6 protein-coding genes are annotated in these 13,288 nt (G+C 38.7%); all 6 read right to left on the reverse strand.

All coding sequences use genetic code 11. The features are described from left to right. Nucleotides 1-113: 113 nt before the first annotated feature. From OO184_RS12585 to OO184_RS12610, 6 genes are read right to left on the reverse strand one after another with little or no spacing between them, the layout of a single operon-like run. Nucleotides 114-2,678 carry a non-ribosomal peptide synthetase gene (locus tag OO184_RS12585; RefSeq protein ID WP_265379478.1) on the reverse strand — a complete coding sequence of 855 codons (2,565 nt, stop codon included), beginning with the start codon at nucleotides 2,676-2,678 and terminating at the stop codon, nucleotides 114-116. A gap of 26 nt (nucleotides 2,679-2,704) precedes the next feature. Then, nucleotides 2,705-3,163 (reverse strand): GNAT family N-acetyltransferase, encoded by a 459-nt coding sequence (locus tag OO184_RS12590; protein ID WP_265379479.1) that lies wholly within the window; start codon nucleotides 3,161-3,163, stop codon nucleotides 2,705-2,707. Nucleotides 3,164-3,184: 21 nt separating this feature from the next. Further along, the gene (locus OO184_RS12595; RefSeq protein ID WP_265379480.1) at nucleotides 3,185-6,325 is read right to left on the reverse strand and encodes a non-ribosomal peptide synthetase; all 3,141 of its coding nucleotides are present in this window, start codon (nucleotides 6,323-6,325) and stop codon (nucleotides 3,185-3,187) included. A 17-nt stretch (nucleotides 6,326-6,342) separates the two neighbouring features. Beyond that, complete coding sequence (locus OO184_RS12600) at nucleotides 6,343-6,675, reverse strand: darcynin family protein (RefSeq protein WP_265379481.1); 333 nt, start codon at nucleotides 6,673-6,675, stop codon at nucleotides 6,343-6,345. A gap of 5 nt (nucleotides 6,676-6,680) precedes the next feature. Further along, entirely contained in the window at nucleotides 6,681-7,412 is a 732-nt protein-coding gene (locus tag OO184_RS12605) for a thioesterase II family protein (RefSeq protein ID WP_265379482.1), read from the reverse strand. Nucleotides 7,413-7,466: 54 nt separating this feature from the next. Next, the gene (locus OO184_RS12610) at nucleotides 7,467-13,283 is read right to left on the reverse strand and encodes a type I polyketide synthase (RefSeq protein WP_265379483.1); all 5,817 of its coding nucleotides are present in this window, start codon (nucleotides 13,281-13,283) and stop codon (nucleotides 7,467-7,469) included. Nucleotides 13,284-13,288 lie beyond the last annotated feature (5 nt).

Below are 13,288 nucleotides of genomic sequence, written 5' to 3' on the forward strand. Positions count from 1 at the left end.
TTAATATTAGCAAATGCTAAATTAGCTATTGAATTATTGAGAGACGTTTAATTAAAATATCAATATATTGCAATTGATATTTTTCGAATGGATGATATTGATGAAATCTAAATTTAAAGACCAAATATTTTCAATGCTTCATCGAACTGCTCTGTTGAATTAGCTCCGTTATCCGAATTATCTATCGGCTGTTCATTTTCATCTATATATTGTGCTTGTGACTGAATCGTCGTGTATTGAAACAAATCAACAACTTCTATTTCTCGAGCAAATACTTCACTCAACTTGAAACTAAGCTGTGCTAACTTAAATGATGAACCACCTAAATCAAAGAAGTTATCGGTTAAGCTGATATTCTCCTTTCGAGTACTCAGTAAATCCGCCCAGATATCGAGTACTTGCTGTTCCGTCTCGCTATTACATGCCACAACTCTCTTTTGCACTACGTCGAAACGAGGATCGGGTAATTTAGCGTTATCAATTTTACCACTGCTATTTTGTGGGAATGAATCAACTGCAATGAAATATGCTGGAACCATATAATCAGGAAGATGAGATGCAATTTCCTTACGAAGTGCATCGAAATCAATTTCCTCAGTAGTACAAATGTAAGCGATTAATAATTGATTATCAGGATCTTTGTTATTGACTATCACATGGATATCAACGATTGGCTTAATATCATCCGCGGAATACCGTTTTAATATCTCTTGTTGAATAACTTTTTCTATTTCGCCAATTTCTATTCGATATCCGTTTATTTTTACTTGACTATCTATTCGTCCTAAATAAATCATACCTTCCTCACCAATATATCTTGCCAGGTCACCTGTTCGATAGTAACGCTTACCATTTATGAAGATAAAAGATTCTTGAGATAATTGAACATTATTGACATACCCTTTTGCCAACCCTTTCCCAGATATAGCAATTTCCCCCACCGCCCCTTTGGGAAGAATTCGCATAAACTCATCAAGCAGTACAATTTCCTCACCGGACATTGGCAGGCCAATAGGAATAGTCTTGGTCTTTATCTGGCTTGAAGCGTTAAATTCAAAAGAGAGCGATTGTACGCAACATTCTGTCGGCCCATATGCGTTAGAGGCGTTAGGAACAGACGCCCAACACTGAGCGAAATTCAACCAGCTTTGCCGCTCTAGCTTTTCACCGCCAATCATCAGATGCTTTACCTGACAATCAATGCGTTGACCATTCATTTGTGACCTAATCATCCTTAAATGAGTTGGAGTACAATCGGCAATGTGGATCTTCCTGTCGCGCCAAAATTGACTGATTCTCCTGCCATCTTTCCTGACTTCATCAGGCACGATATGAAGCGTATGGCCCAGTAAAAGCGCTGGATACATCTGCTGTACCGACGCATCAAAACTTAGGGCTGATATCATTGAGACGTTCAAATCCCACGGGTAATTGCGATAAACCTTTTGCTCTAGTCCTTTGACCAAATTGACGACGGCACGGTGAGGAATTTCAACCCCTTTTGGATTACCCGTCGAGCCAGAGGTAAAAATAACGTAAGCGGAATCTTGACCATTAATTTCAGGTAATTGAACGTCTTGTGTTGCATCAAATCCATCTTGTTGCAGATTGTCATAGGTAATCTGGCTGTATTCTTCCAATTCCAGTCTGGTATCAATTGACGATATAACTAATCGCATGTCTGCAATATCTAATACATATTTCTTTCTGCCAACAGGCCAATTTATATCAAAAGGACAGTATTTTCCGCCTGCTTTAAGCACCGCGAACATTGCCACTATTGCTGAGCAAGATCGCGGCATATGTATACCAATCGTATCGCCTCTTTCGATACCTAACGCTATTAACCCGATGGCGCAGGCGTCGCTCAATTTGTCCAATTCAGCGTAACTCAATTCCCCCACGCCATCCGCAATAGCCGTTTTTAAAGGATGAGTACCTACCTGTTGCTTAAATAAAGCCAGTATCGATTGCTCGGTATCAATACCATTTTCTGCTTCAACAACATTTAAGAAAAAGGGATCAGGTATTAGCAACTCAGAAACTTTACCATCAGAGCGTATTTTACTCGCCCAAGATTCCACCATATTCATCATAGTGATGACGTATTCTGAATCGTATATGGAAGTCACTTCGCATGATATTAGCGCATTATCATGTTCAAAGAATAATTGTGATAAGGAGCGCTCAGAAAATTCATCAGACTCCTTTTGACAATTTTTCAATACAACAGATAAAGGGAAGGTGACTGTACTATCAAAAATGTTTTGAAAAGACTCCACGGAATACGCAAGCTTTTGTTGCATATTTGTTGAAGCCGCTACGATCACCTCTTTTAAGGTGCATTCACTATCAAAGTTAAACGGTAAGCATAATATCTTTGGTTCAGTTGAATCTTCGAGATAATTTCCAGTAAGAACAGTCACCTCAGAACTTTTCAACATCATTGCCTGCGCATAAGCGGCCAAAGAGGTGAGCAATATACTCAATCGTTTATTTGAACCATTTGCAATTGAGAGTAAGGTGTTTGAAGTTTCTTCAGAAAAGCTAAACTTTGTTGGTTTAGATGAGATATCTTTGCAATAAGAAATCTCGCACTCTGGACTATGGTATTCCGATAAGAATCCCTTCCAATAATTTACCGTAGCTTCACTAATTACATTACCATTATCAGCCATTTTAATATCTCATCTTTAAAAATTAATTAGCCATTCCACTTCATCGTAATTTCTAATTCACCAGTATGTTCATCTACACCTTCCTTTTCCTCTATAAAGCCATTCATTTTATAAAAATCTCTCGCCAGCTTATTTTTCGAATAAACGTTAAGCACTAAATCACTTCTTTTACCGAAGGCATCTAATAGTAATTTCTTGCCAATTCCTTTACCTTGAAAATCAGGATGAACAAATATTGAGGCGAGAATATTATCAACCAAACTGACAAACCCAACAATTTCATCATTATACTTTGCAACCATAGTTTCAGCGCTAGGAATATAGATTTTCATCATATCTTCCTTACATGAACTCCAAAAACTCTCGCTAACAAAGTTATGGCATTTGATCGAAGCAAGATACCAAATATCTACAACCTTTTTTATTTCTTCAACATCACCATTTAATTCTGTTAAGATAACGTTTTTAACATAGTTTGCAGTCATTATTATTTATCTCCATATTTATTAATTAACAAAACTGACTCTTTTCTTCATTTTTCCACGACGTTCCGCTAACCGGTCTCGTCTCGACATAGATTCTTGTTTATTGACCAAATTGATTTCCTGTTTTTCACCGGATTCAATATATGAAATAAGACTAGCCATATTCGTGTATGTGAAGAAATCAACCACTTTTAACGGGAAAGGCAGGAACTCATTCAAAACATTTGTGATTCGAAGAAGCTTTATCGAGTTAGCCCCTAAATCAAAGAAACTGGTCTTAAGGTCTATTTGATCTATCTCTAAAATTGAACAGAACACTTCAAGCACTTTATCTTTATAACTTGAACGCTCTAAGTCAGAAATATTTGGACTTGTTAAATCAAGATCAGGCAGGCTTGCTAAATCGACTTTCCCATTTGTTGTCAATTTAATTTCATCGACAGCTTTAAATATGCCAGGCACCATGTAGCTAGGAAGAGATTCAGATAAATAATGCCTTAGATTATTCTGTTGAATATCCTGATCAGAAACGTAATAGGCAACTAGCTGATCTTCTCCATGAATCTTCTTAATAACCACAACGGCATTATGGCATGCGTCATATGACTTTATTTTTGTCGCTATTTCATCTAGCTCAATTCTATAGCCTCTCAACTTTATTTGATTGTCTATTCTACCAATATATTCAACATCCCCCTCACCGTTAAAGAAAGCCAAGTCCCCTGTTTTATAGAGTTTTGATTTATGATCAAAGGGGCTATCAATAAATTTTTCAGCCGTTAAATCTGGCCGATTCAAATATCCTCTGGCAAGAACGTTTCCACCGATATAAATCTCACCGGGAACACCTATTGGTTGAGGGTGTAAATTCTTATCTAAAATATATATTTTAGCGTTATTAATTGGTCTACCAATGGGAACAATCGGGTTTTCTTTTTGATCTTTTTGATATTGATAGATCATGCAACCAACCGTTGCTTCCGTTGGGCCATATTCGTTATAAATAGTGACTCCAGGCTTTAACTTATCTGTAATTTCTTTACACAACTGACTTTCTAATTGTTCACCACCCAGAATAAACGTCTGTAGTGAACTTTTATTATCACAGATTTGATTGAGTAAATTTAATTGCGAAGGCGTGATCTTGACATGACTTAGACTTTGGTTTTTAGCCACATCTTGTAAGGCTTCAAATGATTCTTTAGCGATAATTTCTATTTCTCCGCCAGAAATTAGCGGGCACCAAATAGAAGTCACGGTCAGGTCAAACGCCAGGCTGGTAAACAAAGGATAAACCGAACGATAACCCTCTGCATGATAGGAACTAATCGCCCAGTAAATATAGTTCATAACCGTGTGGTGTTCCAACATCACCCCCTTTGGTTCTCCGGTAGACCCTGAGGTAAATATCGTATATACAAGGTCGTTTTCAGAGTATGCCAAACTTGGTAGCTGACTGTCACCCTCTTTTATCTCTGACAAACTGAGCAAATCGTCATGGTAAATAATATGTTTAATGCCATTAGATAAGATCTTATTCACTCGTTCTTCAGGCGTGGATATATCGATTGGAACATAAGCAGCACCTAACTTATTTATCGCAATTAATAGTGCTATGGTATGAATGCTGGCACGACATTTAACTGCAACGAACTCCTGATGCTTAACGCCTTTTAAATAGAGATTTTTTGCAATTTGGTTAGATAACTCATCGAGTTGCGCGTAAGTAACGCGAGTACCTTGCTGTCTAATGGCGATATCGCCTTGATATTTTTCTGCGGCAACCTGCCACGCTAAAGTTAAATGAGCAGGCCCCGGTAATGGAGCATCATTATTGTTAAAATCAATAATTAACTGATTATATTCTTTCTCATCCAAGAAACAGAGTTCAGATAAAGTCTTTTCTGCATTATAAGCTATCGCTTTTAATACTCTCGTGAACTGTTTCAGGATGCCATTAATAAAATATTGTTCGTATTTTTCGGCATTATAACTGAATTTTAAAATCGCGGAATCAAGCAAATTAACTTCTAAGCTCAGATCGAAATTTGTGGTTTCAGATGTTGTGTATGAAAGAATATCCACACTTGTTGACAACTCTTGTAATCTTCTCGAAATTGGATAATTTTCTATCACCACAATACTATCAAAAAGATTATGCTTTATTTTATTAACGCTTTGTATTTCAGATATTGGATACTCTTTATAAGCATCCCTATCCAATATACTAGATTGCACTCTCTTCATGATGCTTAAAAGCGTCGTTTGGCTGGAGAGATTATCGATTAACAATGGTGGAGTTTGAATATATAAACCAATACTATTTTCAATCCCAGGGATTAAATTATCTCTACCCGATACTGTGGTGCCAAAGCAGATAGATTCTGAATCATTATACTTTGATAAAACAATTGACCAGGCAGCGTATATTGCAATAGCAAGCGTAAATCCATTCCCTTTACAATATAATTCAACTTCGCTTATTATATTCTTATCTAATGTACATTCAACTTTACCTATTCCTTTTGAGAGTAAGTTTTGTTTACTTGGTAAGCTAATTGCTGCGTCTTGAGATATGGCGCCAGTCCAAAATCCTTTTGCTTCATTACATTGCTTAACTTTATTTAAGTGAATAATATAATCTTCATAATCAAAAATTTTTCCAACACATTTTAATTGAGGATGATCATAATAATCCCAAAGTTGGGTTATTAGTAACCCCAAACTCCAACCATCCATACAAATGTGATGATATTGAACATGAAGTATATAATTATCTTCGCTTACTTTATATAAGTTAATTTTGACTGGACAATGTTCTAAATCAATTTCAGTTTTTTGAGAAATTATCTCATTAATATTTTCTTGAGCTGCCCTAAAGCTATTATTTTCAAATGTTCTGAAATCTATGTGAAGCGGTTTATCCTCAAAAATAATCTGAACTGGATGGCTTAACCCTTTCCAGCGATAAACCGTTCGTAATGCTTGATGTTCTGATACCACTCTGTTCCATGCAACTTCTAATTTCTTTTCATCAATCAGACCAGCAATGGTTAAGGTAAAGTTTGTCACGTAAACATCTTTGCCACCCTCTTCAATGGAATGATAAAGCATTCCTTCTTGCATTGGACTTAAAGCGACAATGTTATAATTCACAGGCATTTCTTAATCCGTCCATTTCATGGCAATTTATGCGACTTATATATTTCATGGGCATTTTCTATGCCCATTAATATATTGGATATTTTCAAATACCCTTCTGATATTACTGTTGTATTGCGCATATCCTGGAGCATACAGTAGTAATGTTCTAAGCTTTCCGTCTCAATAATAACAAAATCTTGAAAATCAGCAGAAAATCCTTCCGAATCTACTGTTCTAAGACTAATAAAATCATTGTACTTGACTAGAATTTCAGGCAGCGATTCATTCTGTAATTGTTCTCTTTGAGAACGATTTAAAGCATTCCATTTATCACTAAAAACTAATGTCCAAATAATTACATATTTCATATCAATCACCGATTGAACTTCAGATCATTTACTATTTTATTGATCAATCTACTTGAGAAATTATTAAGATAAAAATGATCCCCATCAAAAGTACTATGCAGGAATTCACCACTTACGTAATCTTTCCAACAAGAGATCATTTGAGGCGTTACTACCGCATCATATAGGCCAGAAAAACCATGAACTGTCGTTTTGTCGCTAACTTTCAAATCGCTCATACGCCAGGATTCTATTATTCTAAAATCACTCCTCACAATATCTAACATCATTTTCATCACCACTTGGTCGTCACAAAAGTCCTTCGAACCTCCTAATTTCTCAAGATATTCGATTAACTCATCATCATTGAATGACGCGCGAGATAAATTTTCCTTATTTTTTAAGTGTGGAGGTTTGCAAGCCGAAATACCTAACCAAACCGGGGGAATAGCTAAACTCTGTAACCTTAGCGTCAATTCATACGCTATAAAGCCCCCCATACTATGGCCGAAAATGGCGAATGGCTTATCCGTCTGAATTTGATGCAAAAATAACTCGATAACCTGCTCCATCGATTTCGGCAGCGGCTCACCAAAACTCATCCCTCTTCCCGGTACTTCAAGAGCGATACATTTTATCCAGCCCGGCAGTAAATGCGCCCAAGATCGATAAAGCATGTGCGAACCACCGGCATGGTGAATCGAATAGAGCCGAATATCTGCATTTTTGCTATCGTTAATATCTATAAAATTTTTCATATTTTTAAATAATGTCAATAGAGTGGAGTATGTTTTACTCCATTAATCAAACCATTAAAAGTTAAATTCTAAAAGACTTTCATCTTTAGGAATGTCCAAATTCACTTTTTCATGTTCAAAATATTCAGCAATAGCAACATTCGGATGACTTAAAAGATCATTGACTAGATTAATATATCGCTCTATGAAAAATTTAATCTTTTCGCTTGTAAATAATGCACTCTTATACTCAAAGCTAAACTCGTATCCATTATTGATTTCTTTCACAAAGAATGCCAGGTCAAACCTGGAACTCTCTTGTTCTATTTCATATCGGCTTAACTTCAAATTAGGCATCTCAAAATCAGACATGCCAATATTCATATATGAGAATACGGTATCGAATATCGGCATTCTATTTTTCTTAGGCTTGATATTTATTGCTTTAACTATTTCTTCAAATTGAATATGAGAATTATCAAATGACGAGATAACAACATCAGAAACCGAGTTAACTAAATCCCTAAAAGTCATCGTTTCATCAAAATCAAATGGTATTGGAAGAAGGTTGACAAACATACCTATTACATCTTGCAACTCACTTTGTGGCCTACCCAATATTGGCGTTCCAATGCAAAATTCCATCTGCTTTGTTAAATCAGCTAATAACAAGTAGTAAGTAGAGATGAAGATCATGAAGTTAGTTGCACCATCTCTACTGAATTCATTAACCAGCCGTTCGGTAGTTTCATTTGCTAAATAGAAGTAAAGCCTTTCCCCACAATCATCTGTTATCTGTTCCCGATCAAAATCATACGGCAGTTGAAGTTCGGGTATGTTTTTTAGCTTTCCTAGCCAAAAGTCTTTTTGTGCTAATACTCGGCAACTATTTGCTATTTCACTTTGCCAAATAGTGTAGTCTTTATACTGTATATTGAGAGGCGTTAATTTTACACCTTGATATATATCGAGAAAATCTCTGACAAAAATATCCTGAGAGAGACCATCAGAGATGATGTGGTGAATATCCAAGAAAAATAGATATTCATATTGTTTTAACTCAATAAGAATTGGCCTAATTAGCGCATCTTTATGCAGGTTGAATGGTTTTATTAAGCGCTTGATCTGTTCTTTAACTTGAAGCGGACTTAATCCCTCTGTATTGAATTTAATATGTTTAAGTTCAACAATGGACTCTTTGTGACATTTTTGTCTCGGTTCGCCATCAACCAATACTATCGAAGTTCTCAGCGATTCATGCCGTTGTATTAACTTCCGTAGAGTTTCACTGAATTTTGGGATATCCAAATGGCCGACAATATTAAAAACTGCGGTTTCATTATAAGCCACAGATCCTTTTTCGAACATTTGTTGTAAATAAATACGTCTCTGGCCGGGAGACAATGGATAAGAATCCTGTTCAGCAACGGGCTGAATTGCCTGATACCCTGATGTTTCAGATTGAGCTCCAGAAAATTCGGCGATCTCTTTAACCGTTGGGTGTTTGAAGAAATATGTCAGCGGCACATCAATACTACAGCTCTTGTGTATCTGCGATAGTAAAGTGATCGCTTTGAGAGAGTTCCCGCCTAAATCAAAGAAATCATCTTCTATGCCTAGCGGCTTAATACGTAAAAACTCTTGCCATATTCCAACCAGCTTAGTTTCAATCTCATTACGAGCAGTAATAAAGTCACATTCAAGATCTGGCCGGCATGAATACTCTTTATGCCTGCTATCACTCTCTTGCTCTTCAAGTTGACTTGGTTTAGACCATTGCGCAATGCGGGCATTGATATCAGCAGTCGAGATAATCAAAGCGTCTTTTTCTTGATAATTGAGCACATCTGCCAGTAATAAGATACCTTCTTCTTTCGTTACCAATAAATGCGACAAACTTGTGCCAATTTTCTCATTAATGTCACTTTTTACCGCGACTTCCCATCCATCCCAATTAATTAATGTCCAGTTATTCTGGTGACATTGATTGTGCTGAATGACAAACGCATCTAAATAAGCGCTAGCAGCAGCATAAGCATAAAACCCAAGCCCGCCAAGAATTGGAGCAAGTGAGGAAATGACAACACAGAAATCATAGTCAACTTCTGCTAGTACTTTCTCTAATACTGTAATACCTTTTTGTTTAGCTTCAAGGTGCGCCTTAATATAAGCCTTATCAGTTTCAATGATAGATCTTAGTGAAGCCTCTCCGGTAATCCCCGCCAAATAGAATACGCCGTCTATCTTGCCATGATTTTTAATGACGTTTTGAACAAGTTCAGACATTGTATCCAGATCTTTCGCATCAGCCTGAATAAGCTGCAACGAGGAAGCCTGTTTATCTATTTGTTGCCAGGAATTGTCCAAATGAGAGCTAGAGCGCGAAGTAATAATTAAATTAGCTTGATATTCTTTAGCGAGGTAATTTGAAAACGTTTTACCAATAAAGCCCGCGCCGCCAATTAGTAAGTAAGTTCCTTCCTTTTTCAAGCAGGCGTGATTTCGCGCGGCTAAAGGCACATAGGGAACGAAATCTTCACTCCATCTCCTGTTATTACGATACGCAACAGTTTCGTTTCCACCAGATGCAATTTCAGCAAGTAGTTTTGTCGCCCCGCAATCTGTCGCTATATCGCCAACGTCTATAGCACGACAAGATAAATCCGGGAACTCTTGACGAATCACGGTGCTTATTGCCATAACTGCCGCTGATGATGGATCAATGCTCTTTTCATTGCATATCACGACGGCATCTTTCACCAAAAAAGTGACATTTTTAATGGTGCTGTTGGCTACTTGCGCACGATATGATTTTAAGAGATTAAGAATTTGTGACAACAATTCATCGACCGCCAGCTCTGAGTCAAGACAATCAACAATAACGTTTGCCACCGAAGTATTATTCTCTGCGAGTAACTTAAAGAATTGAGTAAAGTCTTCCTGATTATCTGATCTAATTTGGCTCTCCCCATCCAGATCAAAAACCTTTTCGTTGCTCACACGAATCTTTATTAATTTTTTGTAATAATGTTGTAGGCTACGCGCCATACAGCATGTTTGTGTCGGTGTATGACTGAACCGTAGCAAGAGCGTTGTTTCATCGCTTGATTGCACATTGGACGTGCTCAACGGCTGCTGTTTCCAAGCATGTTGATAAAACCAATCAGACATCCGCCCTTTTCTTTCAACGTTTTTCTCTGCTTTCATTACGTCTGGCGCGTTAGAGAAAATATTCAGGAAGTTCGTTTCCTTGGGCCAAAAAACGCGTCTATCGAACGCATATCCCGGCAATGGGATACGCCGGCAATCATCGGTAAATCGTACCTTATGCCAGTCAATCTGGACGCCCTGTTGCCAAAGTTTACCTAACGCCCCCCAATAGGAATAAGGCAGATCTGGCGCTTTGATCTCTTCTGGCAGTAACTGGATAAGGACATTAGAACTATTTGTATTAGAACTTTCTGTATTAGAACCCTCTTGAAAGAGATATCTCCGAGCAAGATTGATCAGATCTCGGCCAGCGCCAACTTCAATAAAAATACAGGCTTTGTGTTTCTCAATCAGGTACTCAAATCCTTTGACGAAGCAGACTGTATGCTCAGCCTGTGCTGCCCAATATTCCGTTGAAGTCGCCTGCGCGGTAGTTAACGGCAATCCCGTCACGGAAGAAATGAGCGGGATCTTCGGCGCGCTGAGATTAAACTGAGCGATTACGGCCTGGAGCGCGCCATTAATCTGTTTCATCGCTGGCGAGTGTGCCGCATGCTTAGATTTGATTGGAGTGGTCAGAATGCGCTTTTTCTTGAGTATCGCTGCGAATTCTTCGACGTTTGCTGCCGATCCCGAGACAACACACGAATCTTTATTATCAATCGCCACAGTTACCCCTGCCGGGCATATAGCGTTAACTTCCGCAACAGGCAGCGGGATACTCAACATAGCCCCCACCGGCAAATCTTGCATCAGTTTGCCACGCGCAATCACAAAGCTAATGGCATCTTCCAAGGAAAACACTTCTGCAATTGTCGCAGCGACTAATTCACCAAAGCTGTAGCCGAGCAAGCTTGAAGGTTGAACGCCAAGTTCCATCAAGCAACGAGAGAGCGCATACTCAACAATAAAAATGGCAGGTTGAGCGTATTTCGTTTTCTGCAATTCATTTGAAACACCATCGGTAAACCACTTTTCTTTCAGCGATTCACCCAAATGGTGAGACGCTATTGCAAGGCAATGGTCAACAATATCCCGAAATTCCGTATGAGTGTCATACAAGGCAAGCGCCATATTGGTATATTGCGCTCCCTGACCGGGCAGCAGAAATATTATTTGATGCTCTGTCCCAGAAACTTTTGCATGCTGAGAACTGGGTTTTCGAAGGGCTTTAATTAAGTCGTCGCATGAGGAAGCAACCATTGATTTTCTATATTTATGATGTATTCGGCCCTGTTGTAATACGTATGCAACATCAGACAATCTGACATCTTGCTTAGCCTGGAGAAAATCAGCCAAATTATGTTGATTATTGGTAAGTGATTCAGGGGTTTCACCTGAGAGCAAAAACACATTCGGTAATGTCGCGGTTTCTTTCTTGAGAATGATTGGTTCATCCGCCTCCGCTAAAATGATGTGGGCGTTTGTCCCGCCAATACCAAATGAACTGACGCCAGCAATGCGTTTCTGGTTTCCTGCAACTACCCACGCCATTGGTCTATCCACGACTTTGAACGGCGTTTCTTCGATATGTAGCTTGTCGTTAGGCTCGTTATAGTGGAGAGTTGGCGCGAGTTGCTTATTTTTTAAAGACATCACCGTCTTTATGACACCCGCAACACCCGCCGCTTCATCCAGATGCCCGATATTACTTTTCACCGCACCCAGCATGCATACCTGATTCGAGTTTCCGAACACTTTAGACAGCGCCGAGACCTCAATCGGGTCACCTATCTCAGTAGCAGTGCCATGACACTCTATATAGCTAATATCTTCTGGTTCAACGCCAGCCAACATCTGAGCACTGGCTATCACTTCCGCCTGTCCTTGAACACTCGGAGCGGTAAATCCAACCTTGCGCTGACCATCATTGTTTATCGCGGAACCCTTAATCACCGCATGAACATAGTCATTATCTTCAATGGCTCTATCCAAAGGCTTAAGCAACAAAATGCCAGCCCCACTGCCGCCAACAGTACCATTGGAGTTGATGTCGAAAGGTCGGCAGTGACCATCAGCCGAACGCACCATGCCTTGCTGGTAAAGGTAGCCAGACTCTTGAGGTAAAGTTAAAGAAACCCCGCCAGCCAAAGCTAAGTCACAATCCCCGCTTAAAATTGACTGACACGCGGTATGAATAGCAACCAACGACGTTGAACAAGCGGTGTGAATAGCCATGACGGGTCCATTCAACCCTAATCGATATCCCGTTCTGGTAATGATGGACTCAGGTAAATTCCAGTTCACGATATCGAATGTTTCAGCAGGCGTGAGCCTGCGCTTTAATAAGCCTGATATCCAGGGAATATTTGAAGCCGCCCCGGCAAATAGACCGATTCTTTCATCACTATTTTGGCCGATATAAGCAGCGTCTTCCAATGCATGCCAACAGCATTCGTGTAACAATCGACACTGCGGGTCCATTTTATCAACTTCATCTTTTAAATATCCGAAAAGATGATTATCAAAGGATTTATAATCTTCAAGCGTCGCTTTAGCCGCTACAAAGTTGGGATTATTGATATCCTCTTGTTTATAACCATTAGCCAGTAGTTCATCTTGCGTGAATGTTTTAATGCTTTCTTTCCCTGAGATTAAATTCTGCCAAAACTCCTCTGGGTTTTTAGCATCTGGAAATCGGCATGCCATACCAATTATGGCAATATCAAATGAATCTGTCATAAGTT

This window comes from Photorhabdus aballayi, assembly GCF_026153155.1.
GTDB lineage: Bacteria > Pseudomonadota > Gammaproteobacteria > Enterobacterales > Enterobacteriaceae > Photorhabdus > Photorhabdus luminescens.